This is a genomic window from Vibrio sp. V15_P4S5T153, assembly GCF_963874485.1.
GTDB classification, from domain to species: domain Bacteria; phylum Pseudomonadota; class Gammaproteobacteria; order Enterobacterales; family Vibrionaceae; genus Vibrio; species Vibrio anguillarum.
In genome coordinates, this window is the sequence record NZ_CAWNHR010000011.1 from 1,225,777 (window position 1) to 1,249,468 (window position 23,692).

Annotated in this window: 22 protein-coding genes, 1 other RNA gene and 1 pseudogene; 9 read left to right on the forward strand and 15 right to left on the reverse strand. The window is 45.1% G+C overall.

From position 1 onward, the window contains the following. Positions 1-138: 138 nt before the first annotated feature. Positions 139-1,797: a putative transporter gene (locus AACT42_RS07395; RefSeq protein WP_064625634.1), complete on the forward strand. Its 1,659-nt coding sequence runs from the start codon at positions 139-141 to the stop codon at positions 1,795-1,797. A gap of 107 nt (positions 1,798-1,904) precedes the next feature. Here AACT42_RS07395 and AACT42_RS07400 read toward each other — a convergent pair whose 3' ends face one another. Beyond that, complete coding sequence (locus tag AACT42_RS07400; RefSeq protein WP_013856459.1) at positions 1,905-2,489, reverse strand: LysE family translocator; 585 nt, start codon at positions 2,487-2,489, stop codon at positions 1,905-1,907. A gap of 105 nt (positions 2,490-2,594) precedes the next feature. Here AACT42_RS07400 and AACT42_RS07405 point away from each other — a divergent pair, with 105 nt between their 5' ends. Both AACT42_RS07405 and AACT42_RS07410 read left to right on the forward strand, forming a co-directional pair. Then, entirely contained in the window at positions 2,595-3,038 is a 444-nt protein-coding gene (locus tag AACT42_RS07405; protein WP_019280913.1) for an Lrp/AsnC family transcriptional regulator, read from the forward strand. Positions 3,039-3,196: 158 nt separating this feature from the next. Next, complete coding sequence (locus AACT42_RS07410) at positions 3,197-4,834, forward strand: phosphoethanolamine transferase (RefSeq protein ID WP_094132811.1); 1,638 nt, start codon at positions 3,197-3,199, stop codon at positions 4,832-4,834. Between the two features lie 29 nt (positions 4,835-4,863). Here the strand turns inward: AACT42_RS07410 and AACT42_RS07415 are convergent, their stop codons facing one another. Genes AACT42_RS07415 through AACT42_RS07445 form a run of 7 tightly spaced genes read right to left on the reverse strand, consistent with a single transcriptional unit; the run spans position 4,864 to position 11,224 of the window. Next, positions 4,864-6,276, reverse strand: coding sequence for a sensor histidine kinase (locus tag AACT42_RS07415; protein ID WP_047687897.1), 1,413 nt, complete (start codon positions 6,274-6,276; stop codon positions 4,864-4,866). Continuing rightward, positions 6,266-6,922, reverse strand: a complete 657-nt coding sequence (locus AACT42_RS07420; protein WP_094132810.1) for a response regulator — start codon at positions 6,920-6,922, stop codon at positions 6,266-6,268. Before AACT42_RS07420 ends, AACT42_RS07415 begins: the two co-directional genes overlap by 11 nt. A 3-nt stretch (positions 6,923-6,925) precedes the next feature. Then, positions 6,926-7,555, reverse strand: a complete 630-nt coding sequence (locus AACT42_RS07425) for a tetratricopeptide repeat protein (protein ID WP_176212345.1) — start codon at positions 7,553-7,555, stop codon at positions 6,926-6,928. Positions 7,556-7,582: 27 nt separating this feature from the next. Next, a complete protein-coding gene (locus tag AACT42_RS07430) occupies positions 7,583-8,380 on the reverse strand; it encodes an SDR family oxidoreductase (protein WP_094123787.1) in 798 nt (265 codons plus the stop codon). Beyond that, complete coding sequence (locus AACT42_RS07435; protein ID WP_013856451.1) at positions 8,370-9,104, reverse strand: TenA family transcriptional regulator; 735 nt, start codon at positions 9,102-9,104, stop codon at positions 8,370-8,372. The genes AACT42_RS07430 and AACT42_RS07435 overlap by 11 nt, the downstream gene beginning before the upstream one ends. Position 9,105: 1 nt before the next feature. Continuing rightward, positions 9,106-10,605: an AMP-binding protein gene (locus AACT42_RS07440; RefSeq protein ID WP_094132808.1), complete on the reverse strand. Its 1,500-nt coding sequence runs from the start codon at positions 10,603-10,605 to the stop codon at positions 9,106-9,108. 10 nt (positions 10,606-10,615) lie between these two features. Next, on the reverse strand, positions 10,616-11,224 hold the full coding sequence (locus tag AACT42_RS07445; RefSeq protein WP_013856449.1) for a thermostable hemolysin: 609 nt from the start codon (positions 11,222-11,224) through the stop codon (positions 10,616-10,618). Between the two features lie 377 nt (positions 11,225-11,601). On the opposite strand from AACT42_RS07445, the gene AACT42_RS07450 reads away from it, so the two are divergent. Beyond that, positions 11,602-12,087 carry a VOC family protein gene (locus AACT42_RS07450; protein WP_047687889.1) on the forward strand — a complete coding sequence of 162 codons (486 nt, stop codon included), beginning with the start codon at positions 11,602-11,604 and terminating at the stop codon, positions 12,085-12,087. Positions 12,088-12,214: 127 nt separating this feature from the next. Here the strand turns inward: AACT42_RS07450 and AACT42_RS07455 are convergent, their stop codons facing one another. The 4 genes from AACT42_RS07455 to AACT42_RS07470 form a co-directional block, all read right to left on the reverse strand. Then, positions 12,215-13,108, reverse strand: coding sequence for a LysR family transcriptional regulator (locus AACT42_RS07455; protein ID WP_176429092.1), 894 nt, complete (start codon positions 13,106-13,108; stop codon positions 12,215-12,217). 186 nt (positions 13,109-13,294) lie between these two features. Continuing rightward, positions 13,295-13,391: signal recognition particle sRNA small type (ffs, locus tag AACT42_RS07460), an RNA gene on the reverse strand. A 173-nt stretch (positions 13,392-13,564) separates the two neighbouring features. Continuing rightward, positions 13,565-15,631, reverse strand: coding sequence for a GGDEF domain-containing protein (locus tag AACT42_RS07465; RefSeq protein ID WP_094145255.1), 2,067 nt, complete (start codon positions 15,629-15,631; stop codon positions 13,565-13,567). Positions 15,632-15,714: 83 nt separating this feature from the next. Further along, on the reverse strand, positions 15,715-16,458 hold the full coding sequence (locus tag AACT42_RS07470; protein ID WP_094131912.1) for a hypothetical protein: 744 nt from the start codon (positions 16,456-16,458) through the stop codon (positions 15,715-15,717). Positions 16,459-16,527: 69 nt separating this feature from the next. Between AACT42_RS07470 and AACT42_RS07475 the strand changes: the two genes are divergently transcribed. Then, positions 16,528-16,830 (forward strand): MGMT family protein, encoded by a 303-nt coding sequence (locus tag AACT42_RS07475; RefSeq protein ID WP_013856444.1) that lies wholly within the window; start codon positions 16,528-16,530, stop codon positions 16,828-16,830. 77 nt (positions 16,831-16,907) lie between these two features. Here the strand turns inward: AACT42_RS07475 and AACT42_RS07480 are convergent. Next, positions 16,908-17,338: pseudogene (locus tag AACT42_RS07480) on the reverse strand (YbaY family lipoprotein). A 146-nt stretch (positions 17,339-17,484) separates the two neighbouring features. On the opposite strand from AACT42_RS07480, the gene tesB reads away from it, so the two are divergent. Beyond that, entirely contained in the window at positions 17,485-18,345 is an 861-nt protein-coding gene (gene tesB / locus AACT42_RS07485) for an acyl-CoA thioesterase II (RefSeq protein WP_013856442.1), read from the forward strand. A gap of 19 nt (positions 18,346-18,364) precedes the next feature. On the opposite strand, the gene AACT42_RS07490 is transcribed toward tesB, so the two are convergent. Further along, a complete protein-coding gene (locus AACT42_RS07490; protein ID WP_010319994.1) occupies positions 18,365-18,826 on the reverse strand; it encodes an Lrp/AsnC family transcriptional regulator in 462 nt (153 codons plus the stop codon). A gap of 119 nt (positions 18,827-18,945) precedes the next feature. Here AACT42_RS07490 and AACT42_RS07495 point away from each other — a divergent pair, with 119 nt between their 5' ends. Next, complete coding sequence (locus tag AACT42_RS07495; RefSeq protein ID WP_017045283.1) at positions 18,946-20,013, forward strand: PLP-dependent cysteine synthase family protein; 1,068 nt, start codon at positions 18,946-18,948, stop codon at positions 20,011-20,013. A gap of 57 nt (positions 20,014-20,070) precedes the next feature. On the opposite strand, the gene AACT42_RS07500 is transcribed toward AACT42_RS07495, so the two are convergent. Beyond that, positions 20,071-20,940 (reverse strand): Tim44 domain-containing protein, encoded by an 870-nt coding sequence (locus AACT42_RS07500; RefSeq protein WP_017048570.1) that lies wholly within the window; start codon positions 20,938-20,940, stop codon positions 20,071-20,073. A 178-nt stretch (positions 20,941-21,118) separates the two neighbouring features. Here AACT42_RS07500 and AACT42_RS07505 point away from each other — a divergent pair, with 178 nt between their 5' ends. Then, on the forward strand, positions 21,119-21,715 hold the full coding sequence (locus AACT42_RS07505) for a TetR/AcrR family transcriptional regulator (RefSeq protein ID WP_094133560.1): 597 nt from the start codon (positions 21,119-21,121) through the stop codon (positions 21,713-21,715). 9 nt (positions 21,716-21,724) lie between these two features. After that, positions 21,725-23,596, forward strand: coding sequence for an MFS transporter (locus tag AACT42_RS07510; protein ID WP_094133559.1), 1,872 nt, complete (start codon positions 21,725-21,727; stop codon positions 23,594-23,596). The last annotated feature ends 96 nt before the right edge of the window (positions 23,597-23,692 follow it).

Here is a 23,692-nt window from a genome sequence, read left to right on the forward strand (position 1 = left end):
ATTTCACTAGGTGACTTCTCAATGCCGTATTTGAACCCTCCAGCTGTAGACATAACCACTAACCGAGTTCTTACGCCTACCCCTGCCGTTCATTAAGCTTGCCCACCAGCCGTTTTTTAATTGTTCAGGAGACTCATCATGAGTGACATTGCACTTTCTATCAGCATTCTCTCGCTGGTAGCTGTGCTGGGTTTGTGGATAGGGAATTGGCGCGTCTACGGTGTTGGTTTAGGGATCGGCGGGGTGCTGTTTGGCGGTATTCTCGTCGGTCACTTTACAGGCATGTGGGGTGTGGTTCTTGACTACAATACGTTGCATTTTATTCAAGAGTTCGGCCTTATCCTATTTGTGTACACCATTGGCATACAAGTCGGACCCGGTTTTTTCTCTTCACTTCGAAGCTCAGGACTAAAACTCAACGCCTTTGCCGCACTGATTGTGTTGCTGGGCTGTGTGGTGACGGTTGCGCTTTACTATCTGTTTGATGTGCCTTTACCCGTTATTCTTGGTGTATTCTCCGGTGCAGTCACCAATACGCCGTCATTAGGCGCGGGGCAACAAATCCTGACTGAGTTAGGTGGCCAAGAGAACATGCTTGACCTGACGGGTATGGGCTATGCGATTGCTTACCCCTTTGGCATATGCGGTATTTTGCTTACCATGTGGCTGCTCAGAATTGCCTTTCGTGTCAATGTTGACGCCGAAGCCGAAGAGTTTGAGATCCACAACGGCCACAAAAAAGAGAGCTTGCACACCATTAACGTTGCGATTAAAAACCCCAACTTAAATGGCCTGCTCTTAAAAGACATTCCCGCGCTCAGTGATGGCGATATTGTGTGCTCGCGCCTTAAACGTGGTGAACACCTTTCCGTGCCCAAACCCGATTCACGAGTTGAAGTGAATGATTTACTTCATCTGGTCGGCGATAAAAAAGCGTTAGAAAAAGCACGCTTGGTGATTGGCGAAGAGGTCGATGCATCACTTTCGACACGCGGCACGGAGCTGCGAGTACAGCGCTTAGTCGTCACCAACGAGATTGTGCTTGGTAAAAAGCTGCGCGATCTGGATTTAAAAGAGAAATACGACGTCGTCGTTTCGCGTTTAAACCGTGCCGGGGTTGAGCTTATCCCAACCAGCCAATCTACCTTGCAGTTTGGCGACATTCTCAATTTAGTCGGGCGTCAAGAAGCGATTGAAGCGGTCAGTGGCATGGTCGGCAACGCGCACCAAAAATTACAGCATGTGCAGATGCTACCAGTCTTCGTTGGGATTGGACTTGGGGTATTACTCGGATCTATTCCGTTTTATCTACCGGGATTCCCCGCCGCCATTAAGCTCGGCTTAGCTGGAGGACCGCTGATTGTCGCACTGGTTTTGGCGCGTATCGGCAGCATTGGCAAAATGTATTGGTTTATGCCGCCCAGCGCGAACCTTGCTCTGCGAGAAATTGGTATTGTGCTGTTTTTAGCCGTGGTCGGGTTAAAATCTGGGGGCAATTTTGTTGAAACCTTAGTGCAAGGCGATGGCGTCAGTTGGATGGGTTACGGCATGTTGATCACGGGTATTCCATTGATCACCGTCGGAATACTGGCTCGTGTTTTAGGCCATATTAACTATCTCACCATCTGTGGCATGCTAGCAGGCTCGATGACCGATCCACCTGCCCTTGCTTTTGCGAATGCGCTGCACGAAAGCAGTGGCGCCTCTGCGTTGGCATACGCCACTGTCTATCCGTTAGTGATGTGCCTGCGCATACTCTCACCGCAAATATTGGCGTTAATTTTATGGGCAATATAGCGAACGGTTAATATCAGGCAAACTAGAGAAACAAAGTGGGTCGCTCAGTACCCACTTTCTTTTGCTGCGTTGATAATGCTCCCATACAGCAACGTCTCACCAAATCTCTACAACATAGGAACAACGGACAGTAGCAGCAACGCGCCCATCGCGCCGTTAAACCAGCGGACATAACTTGGGTGATTCATCCAGTGGCTCAACTGTTTACCCGCCGCAGTCCAAACACTGACCGACGGAATGTTCACCAAAGCAAACACCAATGAAATCAGCATTAACTGCGCCCAGCTCGCACTTTGGTTAAATACACTCACCGCAGTCAGCGCCATCGACCAACCTTTGGGATTGACCCATTGAAACAGTACAGCCGAAACAAATGACATCGGTTGATACTGCTTCTCTCCCTGCGAAGGGTTACTCAGCGCAATTTTTATCGCCAAATAGACCAAATAAATGGTGCAGGCAATTTGCAAACCTTGTTGCAACATAGGATAACGATGGAATAAACCCGTTAACCCAACGCCAACCAATAGCACCATAATGCTAAAACCAAACGTTACACCAAGCATGTGCGGAATAGTGCGCATAAAGCCCACATTCGCACCGGATGTCATCAGCATGATGTTGTTTGGACCCGGTGAAAAGGTCGAAACAAAAGCAAAAGCCACCAGTGGCCACCATTGTGTGTAATCCATCTTCTTTCTCTATTTAATAATGATGAACAAATAATAATGGTATCGGCTGGCAACATTGTGCTTATATTGGTCAATACCACCAATATTGAGCAATAAAAATAAGCCATGGACAGATTTGACGAGAGAATATTGCAAGAGCTACAACTTGATGGCCGAGTCTCGAATGTCGAGTTAGCCGAACGCATCGGCTTATCGCCCTCCGCCACGTTGCGCCGCGTGCAGGATCTCGAGCGTAAGCAGATCATTAAAGGCTATCGAGCGGTCTTAAATAAAACCCAACTTGATGTCGGGTTTGTCGCTTATGTGGCAATTGGCTTAAACAGCCATACGAAAAAAGCGCAGCTCAGTTTCGAAGAACATGTGCGCTACGCCAAGGAGGTGGTCGAATGCCACAACATTACCGGGATGAACGAATATTTGCTGCGTGTCGAAAGCAAAGATCTCAGCGCCTATAAACGTTTTCACGCCGATGTGCTTGGTGAGTGCTTAACGGTGAAATCGATCACCACCATGGTGGTCATGGACTCTCCTAAAGACGAACGGCAATAGTATTTACGCCATCACTTTTAGCATTCGACAAGGTGCGCAAGGTACTAAGATAAGTAACTACTAAAAACTCATCTCATTCTAACGATTGAATTTCTTAAGCCTTTATTAAGAAAAGATCTTTATAAGTTCCATAACGTCTTCTCATCACACGGTATGTTATGGAACCCACAATGAAAAATCCTCGCTTCTCATACGCAAGTATTACCTTGTTGCTTGCTCTCTATTTCAGCTTGGTACTCAACATCCCTATTTATGCCAAATTGGCACAGATTTTTTCGGCTGCTGAGCAGTTCAATTGGGGGTTTGCGTTCTCAATACCGATTTTTTTCTTTTTGGCGCTGAACGTTATTTTCCAACTGTTTTCGTGGCCTTATTTTCTAAAACCTTTTTTCGCGGTCTTACTCATCCTTTCTGCTGTGGTGAGTTATGCGAGTTACAATTACGGCACGATTGTCGACCGAGACATGTTGCTCAATGTCGTTGAAACCAATAGCAGTGAGGCAGGCTCTTATGTCAGTCTCTATTCCATTGTCTGGATCTCAGCGTTGGGCATCCTCCCTGCTGCTCTATTACTGCTTTCGCCACTTAAAGTAGAAAAATCCATTTCCCGCTTTTTAGGCTATAAAGCACTATCAATATTGCTCTCTTTACTCGGCATCGTCATTATTGCGGCGCTGTATTATCAGAACTATTCGTCGGTTGGACGCAACAATAGTTACCTCAAGAAAATGATCATCCCCACTCACTTTGTCTATAGCGCTTATGGTCTTGTGAAAGATCGTTATTTTACCGAGCCCGTGGTGTATCAAATTATCGGCGCTGATGCGCAGCAGCAACCGAAAATTACCCATAGCCGTGATGCAGAAAAACCAACCTTAGTCTTATTTGTGCTAGGAGAAACGGCTCGCGCACAAAATTACCAATACTATGGCTACACACGTGATACCAATGCTTATACCGCGCCTTATCAGCCTATATTTTTCAGTGATGTCGCCTCTTGTGGTACTGCGACAGCGGTCTCTGTACCTTGTTTATTTTCCAATATGGATCGTCATAATTTTGATCGTACCAAAGCGGATAACCAAGACAACGTCCTCGATATCTTGCAGCGCGCAGGCGTCGACCTCTTATGGAAAGAAAATGATGGAGGAGATAAAGGTGTCGCGAAAAATATTCCGCAGAAAGAGCTGGATAAAACTGCGCGAGAAGGCCGATGTGACGGCAGCACTTGTTATGACGTCACAATGCTAGAAAACTTAGATGAAGAAATTGCTAACCAAACTGGTAACCGAATGATTTTCATGCACATTATTGGAAGTCACGGGCCAACCTACTTTAAGCGCTATCCTAAAGAAATGGCGAAATATCAACCTGATTGCCCAAGAGCGGATATTGAAAATTGCAGCGTTGAGCAGATAGTGAATACTTACGACAACACTATTCGTTACACAGATTTTGTTTTGGCGCAGCTGATTGAAAAGCTAAAGTCACTGCAAGCGCAATACAACACCGCATTGATTTATGTCTCCGACCATGGGGAATCACTGGGAGAAAATGGACTGTTCTTACATGGTATGCCGTACAGCCTAGCACCCGATTATCAAACTCAAGTACCGCTTTTAGTCTGGTTATCTGACGAATTTGCCCGAACGAAAGGCGTGAATCAAACCTGTTTACGTCAAACAGCCACTCAGCCCTATGCTCAAAGTAATCTCTTTCACTCTTTACTTGGCATTATGGATGTATCAACCAATGCATACGAGAAAGCGCAAGATATTTTTGCGCCATGCCGCTAAAGAGTGTGGATAAAAACAGAAGAGGCCTGTTAACTTAGATGAAAACAAACCCTGAAGATGTTGCTGTCGTTGTGTCTCGGCAGCAACTCGACGGTGGCATTATGCAGCGCGGCGATATCACGGCAAATCGACATTCCAAGCCCTGCCCCATCGCCTTTTTCACTGTTAGCTCGATAAAAGTTATCAAATATTTTTTCTCGGGCTTCGTTCGTGATGTTGGGGCCGCTATCAGTCACATTCACTTGAATAAACTGATCATCGCCATGCAACGTAATATCAATGTGACTGTGTACGCCAGAATAGCGCATCGCATTATCGATTAAGTTTTTAAACAACACGCCGAGTAATAGCTCGTCGCCTTGAACCGACAAACTCTGCCCTTCAAAGCTCAATTGTTGGTCGTGCTTTAAGGCTAACGGCGCAAGGTCTGCGATAACTTGCTTAATAGAGACTGAAAGATCGACCGTTTGTGATGACAATTCCATAGTGCTTTCGACTTTGGCTAACATCAACAACTGATGAATAAGGCGGTCAGTACGCTCAATACCCTTAAGAATCATGTCCAGATCATATTTCAGTTGCTGCTCATTCTGGCTAAGCATCGCGTTTTCGGCATTTAATCTCAATACCGTTAGTGGTGTTTTAAGTTCATGAGCAGCCATGCGTGTGAAGCGTTTTTCTCGCTGCCAAGCCAATTCTAATTGAGCCAACAGTTGGTTGAGTGTCTCTACTAATGGTGAGAGTTCGGTGGTTTGTTCTGTAACGTAAATGCGATCCAACTTATGGACACTGCGAATGGCGATTGCTGATTTTAGTTCTTGCAGTGGTTTGAAACTTCGGCCAATAAGCATCACCAGCACCAAGATAACGCATGGGATCAGGATCAATTGCGGCAATGCGGTCGACAGTGCAATTTCATTGACCATTTCATCACGAATACTCTGTTTTTCCGCAACCAGAATGTATTCCGAACCGTGATCAGGATGAGGTTGCGCCAATTGAAAATAACGCCATGTTTGGCCATCAATGGTGACGTTGCCAAATCCATTATTGCTGGCATTGCTGCTAAAAGCGGGTTGCTGACTATCAGAGCTATACATCAACTGACCATCTCGATAAAACTGAAACAGAATGTACCGCTCATAAGGGTGACCATACTGCGTTGCCATCTCCTTGTTGGCTTGCGAAAGACGTTCAATGCTTTGCATCCACTGATCAAACTGTTGATGAAGATCGGCATTGTCTCCTTCTTTTATAGAGACAGAAGTCGCCATCAACAGTAATTTTGCCGATTGACCTAAGCGCGCATCGTAGACCTCCTCAACTTCATGTTGAGCAGTAGAAAAACTGAAATAAAGAGAAATGAGCAGTAAGCCACCGCTTAACCATACAGCCGACTGTGTTAAACGACGTTTAATCGAAAATATTTTTTTATTTTTCAATCATATACCCCACACCACGGATATTTTTGATGACATTTTCTGGCATTTTTTTACGCAAGTTATGAATGTGAACTTCGATAGCGTTGTCACTGCTGCCTTCGTCCCAACCATGAAGCGCTTGTTGCAATAGCTCTTTGCTCATCACTCGCCCTGCTTGAGTGATCAAACTGGCGAGAATTTTATATTCATTACGCGTCAGTTTGAGGGGTTGCTGACGATATTCAATCTCCTGCTTGGAAAGAGAGAGGCTCAGATCACCAATCGAAATCAGAGCATCGGCGCTGCCCGAGCTGCGACGAATGATAAGCCGTAAACGTGCCAATAGCTCTTCTAGCGCAAAGGGTTTGCCAATGTATTCATCGGCTCCACCATCTAACCCTTTGACGCGATCGCTAATATCATCACGCGCCGTTAGGATCATCACAGGCAGCGAATAACCAGCGTTTCTAATGCCACGCAACACCTCAAGACCATCCATATCCGGTAAGGTTAAATCCAAGATCACCGCCGAAAACTGTTCAGTTTTGAGCGCACACGCCACGCCGCCACCTTTTTCTAGCCAATCCACCGTATAACCTTGGCGAGTCAACGCCACCTGCATTGACTCGCCCAGTTGTTTGTCATCTTCGACTAATAATAAACGCATACGTTATTTTAAATTCTCCAACAAAAGAGCAATTTCTTGCTGACGCCCAGCATCGGCAATCGCTCTTTGTGGCCTTGCTGGTGCTTGTTGTGCTTGCAACAGGTACTTTCTTGCTTCATCGGTTCTGCCCTGCTCGGCAAGAAAATCACCGTAAAAATAGTTGGCATCAATTCCTGTCGGGTTAATCAGCAGCGCTCTTTGCAGCAACTCTTCCGCTTTAACGTCGTCGCCAAAAGCCACTGGCCAGCCGGGCACTTTGTAATATAAGGTGCCTAAACTTGTAAAAGCCGAGCCATCTAAAGTATTAGGCGCTTGATCGATAACCTCTTCGTACAATAATTTCGCCTCTTTCACTAAAGATAGCGCACCCAACCCACCTTTTACGCCCGCTAATGAGGATTTATTGATGGCAAGCCACACTTTGAGTTCTGGACTGTTGCTTGATTGCATCTCTAAGGTGTTACGCATAATGACACGCTCAAAACAACGTTCTTGATCATCGCTCGACTTCATTTTGTATTGGCATTTGGCCCAATCAGATTGAACCTGAGCTAAAGGAGTGATCGCAAAAGCGGGTGTCGTGCTTACCGCAAAGATGACCAATGCACTGGCCCATTTAAACACAGTTTTCATATGTTGTTCTCCTTGAATTATCACGCTTTAACGGTTCAAAAAGGCAAGAATGGTCGCTTGCTGCTTTTTAATTGCCGACGAAATCACTGCTGGCCATAGTTGATTTAATCGCACCAACACTTTTTCAGGCCAGCCAATCCAGCGAGTTGTTGATTCGCTTTCGAGCATACTAAGCACATGTTGGGCAACAACCTCTGGCTCATCACAGTGGTTGCCTACGGCTTGGTTGAACTGGTTCACCGTGTCATTATTCAGCTCGGTATTGGTCGCTCGCGGCGCTAGGTAAAGTACCTTGATACCCGTCCCCTCAAGCTCACGCTGCATCGCTTCACTAAAACGGTGCAACCCTGCTTTGGTCGCGCAGTACGTGGCATAACCCGGGTAACCAATAGCCCCTAAACTTGAGCCAATATTTAAAATAATCCCCGGTTTATTCAACCAATGTATCGCCGATTGAGTCAGTTGCATCGGAGCAAGTAAATTCAAATGCAGCTCCTGCTGCACTGAAACTGCGGTTCGTCTGGCTAATAAGCGAAACTGGTTGATGCCCGCATTATTGATCACCACACTGATTCGTTTCTGGCCCATAAAAAAGCGCTGAATGAAGGTGTTGATCTGCTCTATTCCTGATTCTGTGCTTAAATCTGCACTCAAAATCAGATGCTTCTCAGGCATGGGTAGCGTTTGCCGAAGTTGCTCGAGTTTTTGACCATCTCGAGCCACCAGAACTAGACTGGCTCCTTGCTTAGCAAGCAGCAATGCGATGCGTTGCCCGATACCACCGGAAGCGCCGGTGAGTAAAACATGTTGATGATTAAGATCCATATTGCGACCTTACACCTTGCGAAGCTAAATCTTGCGAACCTGCATGCACCATTGACTCGCAAGGAAGCGGTAGTTCTCGCAGCATCTGCCCATACAGATCAAACACCATGTTTGCAGAGCGGATGATGGCCTCTTGATCGGATACACACTGAATGTTGTTCATTAACGACTCAAAAAAACGGATGTGCCCTTGATCAAGTTCGCTGTGCGAAGTGAGATAAGTCATCGCCGCATCAGGAAGCTCCAAACGCTGTTTGACTAACCGTGCGATATTCCCACCGACACCCACACTGGTTCCTTCAAGTACCCACACCATACCAAATAAGCTCAACGGGTTAGCGCGATCAATCTGGTGATAAAGATACGCCACCATGAGTTCGATGGAAGCGCTGACGCGCCCTGCGCCCTCATTATGACGCACTGCGTCCACATCACCACCGCATGCTTTAATATCGTTCAAGATCCACTCTTGGTGGCCTTTTTCTTCATCGATGTACTCGGCAATCGCCGTTCGTACCCACTCATATTCATCGCCTAAGCGGCTGCCACATGCCATCAGCAGTGGCACCGTATGTTTAACATGGTGATAAGCTTGAGTGAGAAAACGAATATACATCTCTAGGCTGATCTCTCCTCTTGCGCAGGCATCAAATACCGGAGCTTGCAACATCTGCTGCTGTGCTGGCTCAGTTTGTGTTTTTAAAATATGGAAAAATTTGCTCATTTTAAAGCTCCTCAGCCATTGAATAGAAGGAAGGAATAGAGATAAAAACCGTCTGTGGATTAGTGGTGTGGTGCGCCAAGCGAGCCTCTTGCAGTGCGTTTTCAATAGCTAAGCGTTTTGGGCGACCATTAGCGGTCAGCCACTTTTGCCAGCAGTGAATATCGCTCACCAACCAAAGCTGCGTGATGTGTGCGTAATCGGGCAACACGCTATTGAGCTGTTGCACGCGCGTAACGAGATCAGGTAAAGGACTGTCACTGACGGCCGTGAGGCCTGCCTGCCCGTCGCCCACCACCACAAATCGATGGTGTGCAATCAAAGCCAATGCTTGAGATTCAATCCACTCAGGGGCCACGTTACGCCCAAAACTGGTGATGATGAGGTTCTTTTTACGCCCGATGATGGTTAAAAAACCCTCATCATCGATTGTGGCCATATCGCCAGTTGACAACCACTCGTGGCTAAACGACTCACCTAAATACCCCAAAGCCGTGTTGCCTTTAACTAACAATTCGCCATCTTGTGCCAGCGAAACCTGAAGATGAGACAGCACCTGTCCGCACGACCCCGGCTTATTTTGTTGGGGTGTATTCATACTCACGACCGAAACACTTTCAGACAAACCATACCCTTCAAAAGCGGGAATGCCGAACTGGCGAGCTGCCTCAATTAATTGAGGAGCCACTCGCGCCCCGCCCACGGCAACCCAGCGTAAAGGCAGCGCAAGAGCTGGGCTCTGCCTGACGACTTCAATTAATGCCAGCAATAACGCAGGCGTTAGCACCAAGCTTGACGGCTGAAACTGTTGTAGTGCGAGTGCGAACGTTGCACCACAGAACTGGCTAGAACCGGTCAAACCTACTTCGCCACCACAGACAACTGTCGATGTCACACCCAGAACCAAAGGAACATACACACCCGTGATGTTTTCTAACAAGGTTGAGAGAGGCAGCATCACGAGGTGACGCTCAACTTGCGCGGACATTTTCTCTGCGATCGCCAGCGTGACCGCTTGCATGTTTTCGTCACTCAAACACACCCCTTTCGGCGTTCCGGTGGACCCAGACGTAAAGGTGATTTTTTGCGTCAAAGGCAACACCTGTGCTGATGGATTCGCCAAATAGACAAAAGCAGGTAGATGGCTGAGCGTTGAGAAAGGTTCACCTAGCGTTGGCCAATCACCTAAGCAAACATCAACCCCTGATTCATACAGTAAGTGTTCAACCTGTGCCTTGCTAAAGAAAGTAGGTACAGGAACGAGCACTATTTTTGCGTGCATGGCCGCAAGGTCGATGATCACCCAATCCAAACTATTTTCAGCTTTTAATGCAATACGCTGAACCTGCCACTGGCGTAATGTGCGTGCTGTGGCTTCCACCTTTTCTAAGAGCTGTTGATAGCTCAGCGCTATCTTTTCTTGTTTGGCATTGTGCCCAATGAAGGCAATGCTATCTGGCTTTTGCTGCGCATGTTGATGAAGCGCCGATAAAATTCGGTTCATAGCAAAGGCCTCACGCTTGTTTCTGGTTTAAATGAAATCGGTTGAGCAACGCCAGCCCCTGCGCCAAATTTCCCGCTAAAATTCGAGGGCTGTGTTGGTAATAACTGCCCCAAATTTGGTTGGCGTTAGGAATGCAAGATGCTGACGCTTTCGCGATCAATGTCGGTTGTAAACCGAATCGACGCATCAAAGCATGCAGTGGATCCGTTGCTGTAAAAACGCACCATTCATACCCTAAATCAACCAGCTGTTGAGCGATCAAAGTAAAGTGCAGCGCCGATAAACCACGACCGAAAGAGGCCAGTTGGCCAAATTCAATCAAAGCACTTCGGGATACTCGGCAATCAAAACGCTGCGATAAAATTTCATCGGCAGGTTGGTCGAGGTATTGTTCGAGAAATAGAGGCTCTTGCTGCGCTACGCGAAAACCGCATACGGATTTCATTTCGTCATGATCAAGCAAAGCTAAATAAGCAGGCATAAAAGTGATAAGGCGTGCATCAAACGCTTGCTGATAACGCTCGCGCACAAGGTGTATGGCTTCCAACCAGCGAGGATGAGAAGGATCAATTACGGCCAATTGCAGATCAGATGCTGAGCGTATGGTTTTCATCGGCATTTCCTTTTTGCTTACTCTGTAAACAAAAATAACGGACGTAACTTAAGAATCCCTTAATAAGAGATTTTTTCTTCAACTCAATGAATGAGGAGCCGTTGAATATCCGATACCACTTAGCTCACTCGCAAATGTGTGGCCAAATCTGAACTGAACGATTTTTCTAAATGAGCCTGTCACGGATTGGCTTAGATACGGAAAATTATCATTTTCTACTATCGCCATTTGTATTGGTTCTAACACGGTTACATCTTGCGTTTCGCTTATAATTATAATTTATCATTTTTATAATTACTGATAATTTTATTTAATCCATCGATCTCCATATACTCCCATCTATCGAAACGAAGCCAAAAAATCAAAGGTATTAGGAGCGAATTATGAAAATGAATCACGTCGGTATTATGGTTGGCGATATGGATAAAGCTGTTGAGTTCTACACTCAGGCTTTAGGTTTAAAAATCGTTATGAATAATACACAAGTTATTGAAGAGCGAGAGTCAGCGATTGGCCGCATGTGTATTGCTGTTTTTGGTGAGGGTTTCAAAGGTTTCAATATTGCACATCTAGTAACAACTGATGGTATTGGTGTTGAATTGTTTGAAATGAAAGAGCGCGAAGAGCGTCACGAAGTAGACTTCTCTCGCCTTGGTATCTTCCACTTCTGTCTACAAACCGACGACTTTGAAGGCGCTATTAAGCGCATTGAACAATATGGCGGTAAAGCGCGTATGGATATCATGCGTTACCACCCAGAAGATGATAACAAGCTCGCTAAAATGGTTTATCTAGAAGACCCATTTGGCAACCTATTTGAGCTTTACTCGCACTCATACGAAGAAACTTATGCCTCTGATTACGAATAGTCGATCGTTGATGCATTAATAAAATTTCAAGGGCAGGTAGCACAACCAGCCCTTTTTGGTTTCTATTGCAAGGTCAGCTATGAAGCTTTAATGCCAATATCATCTGCTTATGTGAGGTTCAATCAAGTCAAACAATCTTAAAAGAGTGATCAATAACGTCAATGACTTGCTCATAACGCCTAGCAAGAGGTGAGTTAAGTTTGCTAACCAAGTAAACAGGTTCTTGTATATCTTCGGTAATGTTGAATATTTTTAGCTGCTCTTTATCCGCGAACAAGTTAACGCACCATCGAGGAACTACTGTAAAACCGATCCCTTTAGCTATAGGGACTAATATTTGGTGCACTTGGTTAATATAGCTTTGCGTCGAAACATCTTCCAAATTGACTAGACGAAGCAAATCATTGTTCGCTTGATTGACATATGTTTGGAAGTAGTGAGCGAAATCTGGATGACGAACGACTCCCAATTCTATTAACAAGTCATTTATAGGCAAGCTTTCGTCTGCGGACAGTGGCAATACCAGAGCAAGACACTCCGCACCAACAATACGGCTCGCGAAATATTTAGGGTTAGGTTCTTTTGTCACTAGACCTATATCCAGTTTCCCCTGCAATATCTGCTCAAATATACGATGGTTTGGCGTTGCTTCTAACTCAATGGATAAGCCTGGATAACTCACTTGCAAAGAAAGTAATTGTGAATAAATCAGCCACGCGAAAGTCCCCGAACAGCCTATAGTACAGCGACCACGGAAAGGTTCGTCGTGTGCCAGATTCTGTAATAACTCAAACTCTTCTTCAAAGTGTTTGACAGCATAATCGTAAACTTTCCGCCCATAGATTGTTAACTCAAATTTCTTGTTAAATCTCTTTATCAAAGGATAACCGCAAGCAGCTTCTAGTTTATTTATGTGCTGGCTTACCCCAGGTTGCGTCATATGGAGTAACTCAGCCGTTTTAGTAAAGTGCCCAATATCGACTAATGTTTTAAAAGTGTTTAACCAAATAGGATTGAGCATAGTCGTCATAAACCAATAGTTATTAATAAATCAAATTTCAATAATAATTGATTATAAATGAATCAGCATGTCTTTGGACAAAATGTATGTTTCAGATTGCAATATGATAAAACATCATTGCATTAGCTTTTGAAACGAAGAAATCGGGAGTGTACGGATAAAGTTTGTCAGCGACAAAAAGGGTGGAGGCCCCAGCCACATCCCGGCACACACGTCGCCTGCTGCGGCTGCTCCCTTCCGGGCCTGACCGAGTTCACAAGTTAGTGTTGCGGGAGGACCAGAGCCTCCATTGATTTGTTTTCTTGGCTTGCTAGCCAAAGAGTGCGGCGATTATCAAGCATCATAGTAATGATTGCAAGCCGAAATCCCAATGGATGGAAGCTTTTTGTTTTAAGTGAACACCATTTGAACAAATCTTCTGTTTTCTCTTCTACTCAATAAAATAGGTGAACTATTTTAGCTCTTGTTTGAACTTCTGATTATCTTGAGAAGAGGCTTTGTATTATCTCGTTGGCCGCTACCGTGGTGCTTACTTTGGTACATGGCAATATCAGTTTGGTGCAATACTTCTTCCAGGCTCATGAAATGATCTCTGTAATTCGACACACCAATCGCCACATTGACTTTTATGTTTAAATTTCGAGCAGAATCGCTGTAGGTAAAGGACTCTAACTGCATTAACACAGGCTCAAGCTCCTCATCACTATATTGCCCAATCAGGATAAACTCATCACCCCCGATTCGGTAACTACGACCACGCCAAATAGAGTCGATACGGCTAGCAAGTGCTTTCAACACTTCATCCCCCACTTCATGACCATAGTTATCGTTTATCGGCTTAAAGTTATTCACATCTAAATAAATCAAGGTTAGATCGCTGTTTAAGCCTCTCGAATAACGGCGATATAAAGCTCGGCGATTACGCAGCTTGGTTAAATTATCGGTAACAGATTGTGAGTGTAGATAGAAAGCGACCACTAACAAGAAGCCAAATACCAACGTAAACAGCCATTGAGTGTGGCGTGAAAAAGTTTTCTCGGCCGCTAACGTTGCTCGCCAATTCGGTTGATAATCATAGGTGTTGATGATTTTCTGCGTATCAATCATCTTAATAGCACGAGTAAATAAAGGAGCCAGCGAAGCGCCCATGCTATTTTTGGGAAAGCCCATTGCAATCTCAGACGAGTAAAAACTGCCGATAAATAGATCTTCCTCCAACGGCAATAAGTTATCCGCTTCGCGCAATATTTGGTTAAAGTTGGCACGGTTTAGAACGATGTAATCGACCTCCTTACCGAGCAAGGCTTTGACCAATTCATTTTGAGTTTTATAAACATGTAGCACTTTATTGGGCAGCATTTTTCCTAACAGCTCTTCAAAGAAATCTTCTTTAATCACGCCGATGCGCTCAACAATTAATTCAGACACATTGCTGTAAACATTGTCTTTGTAATTTTCACGCTTAATCAAGACGGCTTCAGGCTGGTAATACGTGTCACTGAAATAAACGTCGGATTTTCGTTGTTGAGAGACGGTAACTGGTACTAGGATATCAATGCGTTTATTGACCAAATCGGCATACATACTCTCCCACGTTTCGTCTGGCTGGCTGGCCAGTTCGCATTTGAGCAACAGAATGTCACATGCTTTAAAAACAATGTCCGCGTTTATTCCTTTCACTTTACCATCGTGCTGATACTGAGCAAATTGGCTGATGTTCTCCAATTTTACTTTTAACGGTCGCTGCACGTTTAAGCCACTATCGATGACGGATTGACGCAACGCCTGCTTGCGGATATCAAATTGGTATTTTTGTACTGATTCTCTAAGCAGTTTTTGTACCGACGCTGAGTGTACATATTCTTGAATTTTGTTGAGTAATAAAGTGTTGTGCCCTTTTGGCGTAATAATGGCAACCGGCTGAATAGGCAGTTGGTCATTAAGCAATTGCGCATCGAGCCCTGCCATCAACATCGGCTTTAATTGATTAATCGCGTCTACGACCACATCGACTTCAGCCGTGCTTAAAAGTTCTTTGGCACGCCGAGCACCATCATACTCAACCTGTATAATATGAGGAAAATAAGCGGCAATCAGCTCACCATAAATCGTTCCTTTGGGAACCCCGACCCTCGCCAGATCGGTTAACTGTACGTTGCTGTGGCTAAATGCATAGGTATATTCAATATTGGTAGGACTTGAGAAATCAAAGCGTTGAGCACGCTGTTCGGTGTAAGTCACATTGGCTGCAAAATCGCTCTCCCCTTGTTCGATAGCGGTCAAGATCGCATCAAAGCTGGGGTAATTAACATAGTCAATCTCAAGGCGAAATTGGTAAGCAATGGCATCAAACAAAATACGCGTGACAACATCGTCCGCTTCTGTCGCTACTCGATATGTTTTAGCGTTGATTATGGGAGCACTGATGACGCTGTGTGCCGCCGTTGCTAGCCATAAAAGACCTATTAGCCGAAATGCACGAACCATGACGTTTATATTATTGTAATGAGAGGTGAGCATCATATACTAATGCTCTATATATGCATAAGAATGAAGTCACAACTTCACCCACAACATGCTCTAATCTACATTCAGTTGTGTTCTGGTCATTCGGTATTCTCTTCGGTGCTCTTGAGTAGATAATCAGTCATCCAAGCAGTAGCCAGTAAACAGATCCAAACCACGAATACTGGGTTTGGTACGTCACTTGTGGGCGAGACGACTAAGCTTGCAAAGCCTACCGTTGGAAGTGTCCAGCATAACAAACCATTCCAATTCACTGCGACTGGTTTGGATTGGGTTAAACTTTCCATCGACGCCATAATGCCAGTAATGCTTAACGCAACTAACACCGCATACGAGAAATCGGCCATCCATAGCGGTAGCAGTAACCCTAACGCCCACCAACGGTGCTTATTGGATGGCTTCCAGTGCGCAACCGACCACCAAACAACGATAACAGAAAGAGTCTGAATAGCAGTAAGCCAGCCTGTACCGCCTAATTTCCCAGCCGATTGAGTAACGATGATACCGACTTGCAACGTCAGTACGATCAACGTGCTCACTAAGATAACACCCATGCTACTGCGTTTAGAAAAGACCACCATCAACAACGGGAGTAGCACCCAAACACTGACAGAAAGGGCGATCGGCTGATAAGATAAAGTGAAACCGTAAGCGGTCATTGCAGCCAATAACAACACACCCGCGACACCCCCTTGCGGTAAAATCCACAGCGCAGGGATCACGATGGCCAGCACAGGGATGTCCCCTTCGCTTAAACCTATGGCTCTTGCACAAACCACAGCCAACACAGTTGTGATTAAAAATTGAAAGGTAGAAAATAGCATGCCCTCTCCTTATACCGTTCCTTGGTAACTATCGAACTAGGACACTGCTAGTATGGACGAATTGTCAGCATGAACCAATTTTTAGCGCAGATTTTTGCAGTTATACATCAAATTCCCGCAGGAAAAGTGACAACCTATGGGGAAATTGCTCGTTTAGCAGGATACCCCGGCTACGCACGCCATGTTGGAAAAGCATTAGGTAACCTACCTCAAAACAGCCGATTACCTTGGTTTCGTGTGATCAACAGCAAAGGAGAGATTTCGCTAAAAGGAGAGGATCTATTACGTCAACGACAGAAATTGATCGCCGAAGGCGTCGAAGTGAACGAGCATGGCAAAATAAAACTTCGATTATACCAGTGGCGCCCCTAAGCCCCTTTCGGTCAAGCGCCTTTCCCGCTTATCTAGCTCGGGAAAGGGCTGTTTTACCATTTCTTGTTTTACTGTTTTTACTGTTTAACACCAACCAAACGCAAATCAACCCGTTTAGTGTTATTCTCATCAGTAATCACGGCGTAATGGGTATCCGTAATGAAGCGCAGTTTTCCATCTACTTCGATACGAGCACTGACGCTGTAACGGTGGCGAGCATCAATTTTTCGGTTGTCGAATGCCAAGTCAAACTTAAGCGGCACTTGCATCCCGTTAGTTTCAAAGCGGTGTTTTGCGATCACTTTAGCGGGTGCATCAGCCAATGAAACATCTTGCAAAGTGATAGTGACAAGCGCCTTATCCGGCAGTGCAATACGCTCACGGTATGAAACCGTACCCATGATAGATTGAATATTGCTCTCGGAAGAGGTTGATTTTGGCGCTGACTGGCAACCCACAAGTATAGCCCCAAAACAGACGACATAATCAGCAACAGTGCCTTTTTCATAAGGATAAAACCTCAGTTATGGTGTTAGATAGGTGATGATTATAGGTTCGGTTTTATCTGCTGTCATGGTCGTCAATTTGGTATTAACAAGATATTGACTTAGTCAACAATGATAATAATTACATTAAGAATCTCGGTGAGGGTCTATGAGTAAACCATTAAATGAACTATTGGATTTGCTGCAACTGGAAAAGCTAGAAGAAGGTTTATACCGAGGTGAGAGCGAGAACTTAGGTCTACCACAAGTGTATGGTGGGCAAGTGATTGGCCAAGCACTCTCGGCGGCTCGCTATACGGTTGATTCCGACCGCACTGTTCACTCATTTCATAGCTATTTTCTTTACCCCGGAGATCCTGAAAAACCAATTATTTATGATGTTGAGAATTTAAGAGACGGACGCAGTTTCAGTACCAGACGAGTCAAAGCCATTCAAAATGGTCGGCCGATTTTCTATCTCACTGCTTCTTATCACGGTGAAGCGCCCGGTTTTGAACATCAAAACACCATGCCTGACATCCCTGGTCCTGAAAATTTTGCCTCTGAATCTGAACTGGCGGCCCAGATTGCACACTTATTACCTGAAAAAATAAAAAAGGTTTTTTGTGGCGAAAAAGCGATTGAGATGCGTCCAGTGACCGTAATTAACCCGCTAAAACCACAAAAAGCGGAGCCAAAACAGTACTTGTGGATACGCGCTAATGGTGAGTTGCCAAATAACCAACTCATCCATCAATATTTGCTCGGTTACGCGTCTGATTGGGGGTTTTTAGTCACAGCGTTGCATCCTCATAAAGTCTCTTTGATGACACCTAACTTTCAAGTCGCGACGATTGATCATTCGATTTGGTTCCACCGCCCATTCAAAATGGATGAGTGGTTGCTCTACGCAATAGAAAGCCCTACGGCCAGCAATACCCGTGGTTTAGTGCGTGGCGAGATTTACAACCGCCAAGGAGATTTAGTCGCAACAGCAGTGCAAGAAGGTGTGATGCGCTTCACCAAATAAAAAGACTCGGACGAGCAGGCTATGCCAGAGGCAATTGGGTAGTGTACTTCAATGACTCCATTGCAAAGGTTGAAGTCACGTTATTAATCCCTTTCACGCCATTGACCAGTTTTTTATAAAACTGGTCAAAACACTTCATGTCTTTGACCAACACTTTCATCATGTAATCGTACTCACCCGCCATACGATAGAACTCCATCACCTCAGGGTACTCAGACACAGTCACGACAAAATGGCTGTACCATTCGTGAGAGTGATCGCTGGTCTTAATCAACACAAACGCGGTAAAACTCAAATCTAATTTTTCTGGGTCAAGCAGGGCAACTCGCTGCGCAATCACGCCAGATTCTTCAAGCTTTTTCAATCGCTTCCAGCAAGGTGTGGTGGTTAAGTTCACCGCTTCAGCCAAATCATTTAGCGACAAAGTGCTGTCTTGTTGCAGTAATGAGAGGATCATGCGATCAATTCTATCAAGCTCCATAGCTCCCCCAGAATAAGAGAATAATTTTCTCTAAAACTACAAAATGACAGGCAACATAGCAAAGCTTTTCTCTCACATTAAGGGTAAATTACCCTCACAATAACGATGGAGAGAGAACCATGTGCACCGATCATCAATGGATTAACAACGCAATTCGAAAAATAGAAGCGGACTACCAACGCTCGGCCGATACTCATCTGATCAAGCTCGATTTGCCTTGTGTCGCTGGGGTCGATATTTATCTCAAAGATGAAAGTACGCATCCTACGGGTTCGCTCAAACACCGCCTAGCCCGTTCTCTTTTTCTGTATGCCATCTGTAACGGCTGGGTTGGCCCTGAAACGACTATCATTGAATCTTCATCGGGCAGTACTGCGGTATCAGAAGCTTATTTTGCTCGTTTACTAGGCTTGCCTTTTATTGCTGTAATGCCCAAATGTACTGCACGTAAAAAAATTGAGCAGATTGAGCTTTATGGCGGCCAAGCGCATTTAGTCGATCGCTCTGATCAAATTTATGCCGAATCACACCGCTTAGCTAAAGAACTGAATGGTCATTATATGGACCAGTTCACTTATGCTGAACGTGCGACCGACTGGCGTGGTAATAGCAATATTGCCGACAGTATTTTTAACCAAATGCAGATGGAAGATCACCCCGTTCCGACATGGATTGTAATGAGCCCAGGCACAGGCGGAACCTCAGCAACTATAGGCCGCTTTATTCGCTACCAAAAACACAATACCAAACTGTGCGTCGTCGACCCTGAAAACTCGGTATTTCATGATTATTTCAAAAGCCGAGACCCAAGCTTAACCTTGCAGTGTGGTAGCAAAATTGAAGGAATTGGTCGTCCACGAGTTGAACCAAGTTTTATTCCCGGCGTAGTCGATGAAATGCGCACCGTTGCGGATGCCGCCAGTGTCGCTACAATCTATTGGTTAGAAAAACTACTCGGCCGCAAAGCAGGTCCTTCTACCGGCACCAATCTTTATGGGGTTTTGCAAATTGCCAGTGAGATGAAACAACGAGGTGAAACAGGCTCCATCGTGACGCTGTTATGCGACAGCGGCGAACGTTATTTAGATACCTATTACTGTGCCGATTGGGTGAAAAACAATATTGGTGATTTAACACCTTATCTTTCAAAATTAGAAGCCTTTGAAACAACGGCTAAATTAGCTTAGTGACCTAGCAAAACGCCCAAGACAAACTTGGGCGTTTTGGATGCATCGTGAAAAGTCTTAGCCTTGAATGCCGACAATCAACCAAGGTGCATTAGGTACGGTTAAATCACGCTCTAAATGCCACACATCATTAATATCTTCTTCAATGCCTTCCACGGAATCGCGGTAGCGGCCAGTAAACTGCAAACTCAACTGCGCTTTACTTGCATCGTAATCGGCGCGAACGACTTCAGCGTCTACGTACATCACATCTGTGTGCTGTTCACCGTTTAGCTTTGCGCGCTCTTGTTTTAAATCTTCAAACAAGCTCGCCGATACATATTCTTCAACAGTTTCAAGTTGGTTATGGTTCCAAGCACCTTGCAAAATACGGTAGTGTTCGCGCGCACCATTAATGAAAGCTACCTTATCAAAACCGGCTGGATAGTTATGTGGGATATCGCTGTGTGCATTCGCTCCAAAACCACCTGTGGCTTGAGGCTGTTGTTCAAAATTGTGCACGTTAGGCTGTTCAAACTCCGTCCGGTTATTCACGCCACCAAACGCAGGCTGCTGCCGATTCATGCTACCCTGCTTCGCACCAAGCATACCGCGCATCAGTTTAAAGAGCACAAAAGCAATCAGGCCGAAGATCAGAATATCCATAAATTGGATACCCTCAAACGCGCCGCCAAAGAAAGCCGCCAGTAGACCACCAGCGAGTAAACCACCCAGTAATCCGCCCATCAGACCTTTTTTGGTCGAACCAGCTTTACCTGCTTGATCTTGCTTAATGGTGTCATTTTTTTGAGTCTGCTGTTTGGGTGCTGGAGCCGTTTTATAGCTTTTACCAAACGATTTACCACCGCCAAATTTCTTTGCTTCTGCTATCGGTGTGATCGCAACAGCAACCATCAGCAGTGCTACAAGGGAAAAAAAACGTTTCATGTTTTTCCTTAGGGTTATAATTATTGAGGCTTACTCATCATAACCACTTCGGATAGACAAGAAAACCGTTGCTTCTCGCAGACATGTATCAGAATATTGCAAATTAACCGTCCATAAGTTGACGCTTATACACCACCCCACTAGAATATCGAACGTTGTTCATAATTGATACGTAACCATGGCCAGACGAAACGATCACACCCGAGAAGAACTGATTGCATTGACGCTCAAGACCGCGAAGCATTTTCTTCAAAATCACACTTATCACGAGCTCAGCCTGCGCAAAATCGCAACCATGATTGGCTACGTGCCTAGCACTTTGGTCAATGTCTTCGGCAGTTACAATCTTTTATTGCTGCATGTGGTAGCTCAAACCTTGGATGAACTCTCTTCGCAAGCGAAAAAAGTGGTAGGCAAGTGTAGCGATCCAAAAGAAGCGTTGTATCAATTGGCCTATTGCTACCACGATTTTGCTCAGTTGCACCCCAATCGCTGGCAACTTATTTTTGAACATAATATGAATGGTGAACTACTTCCCCAGTGGCAAGCAGAGCGCATCGACAACATGACCGCCATGCTTGAAGGTTTATTGACCATCCTTGCTCCACAACACTCGCAACAAGAAGTGCTGCAAGCAAGCCGAGTCCTATGGTCTGGCGTACATGGTATTACCTTATTAAGCGTAGATGATAAATTTTTCGCCGCCGAACTGATCGATGGTAAAGAGCTGATTGAAAACCTACTCTCAAACTATCTTAATCACTGGGCGCGATAAGGACCATCAATGAGTCAATCTCAATCTTCATTGCTGACTCAGCAACGATTTCTTCCGTATTTCATCACCCAGTTTTTTGGCGCATTTAACGATAACATCTTTAAAAATGTCTTGCTGCTATTGGTCGCGTTTGCTGGAGCGAACGTGTTACCAGTTTCCAGTAACTTATTTATTAACCTTGCCGCAGGGCTATTCATTCTTCCTTTTTTCCTTTTTTCTGCTTCTGCCGGCGTGCTTGCTGACAAGTACGAAAAATCCGCTTTCATTCGTAAAGTGAAATTGGCTGAAATTGGCATCATGTGTCTTGGCGCGATCGGTTTTATTACTGAGAGTTACACTATTTTACTGTTATTACTGTTTTTGATGGGGACACAATCGGCCTTTTTTGGTCCAGTCAAATACGCTTTATTGCCGCAGCAACTCAAACCGAATGAATTGGTTCCGGGCAATGCGTTAGTGGAAACAGGCACATTTTTAGCGATTTTATTAGGCACATTGGGGGCAGGACTCATTGCCTCGATGCCCTACACTAAATACGTGGCTGCTGGCGCGGTGGTGCTATTTGCGTTGTTAGGCTATTTAGCCAGCCGTAATATTCCTAAAGCCCCTGCTTGCGCACCCGATCTCGTTTTTCGCTGGCAGCCCATTGAGCAAACCAAGCAGACCATTGCGATTGCCAAACAAGACCGTACTATTTTCCAATGCGTAATGGCGATCAGTTGGTTCTGGTTTTTAGGTGCTGCCTACTTAACTCAATTTCCAAATTTCACGCATCACTATTTATATGGCACAGAGAGCGCCGTTTCTTTTTTGCTAGCACTGTTTTCTGTTGGTATTGCCACTGGCTCATTGACCTGTGACAAATTATCGCATCATAGAATAGAGATCGGCATCGTGCCTATCGGCAGTTTTGGCATTACATTATTTGGCTATTTAATGGCAACCTCCGTGCCAGAAAAACTGCCTCAATTTACTGATTTTTATCAATTTATCAGCTACCAATCACTATGGCCGATGTTTCTTTTCCTATTGTTGATTGGCGTCTGCGGTGGCATCTTCATTGTGCCTTTATATGCGCTAATGCAGCAGCGTGCCAAAGTCACTCAACGCGCACAAGTCATTGCCGCTTTAAATATCTACAACTCACTGTTTATGGTGGCGAGCGCACTATTAGGGATTGTCTGTTTGAGCTTTCTTGAGCTTACGATCCCTCAGTTCTTCATTATATTAGCTTTGCTTAATGGCTTTGTTGCACTCTATTTATGCTACCAAGTCCCGGTCTTTTTGGTGCGATTTCTAATGTGGATACTGACGCATACCATGTATCGAGTCAGCCACAAAAATCTTCATCACTTACCTGAAAAGGGCGGAGCTCTGCTGGTGTGCAATCATGTTAGCTATATGGATGCACTGTTGCTGAGCGCGGTTTGCCCTCGCTTAATTCGTTTTGTGATGGAAGAGGATTACGCCAATTTGCCGCCACTTCGTCGCTTTTTGAAACGTGCAGGCGTGATACCTATTTCCGCAACGCGTCGCGGTTCTATCCGCCAAGCCTTTAACGATATAGAACAAGCATTGGCAGAGGGGCATATCGTCTGCATTTTCCCAGAGGGACGGTTAACCGCGGATGGCGAAATCAGCGATTTCATGCGCGGGATGGATATTATTTTAAAACGCAGCTCTGTGCCTGTCATCCCCATGGCATTGAAGGGGTTGTGGGGAAGCTATTTTAGCCGTGCCAAAGGGCGCGCCTGCTGTGGGCTACCGACTCGTTTTTGGTCACATATAGAAATTGAAGCTGGCGAGCCCGTCCCCCCCAAAGAGGCAACAACACAAGTGATGCAACAAAAAGTCGCCGAACTCAGGGGGGATTGGCGTTAGATTGGGATTGAGTGCAAACCAAACACTAGCTTGATCTTATACTGAAGAGTGAACGTACAAATATGTTATTAACGGGCTGTTAGGCTGATGACATAC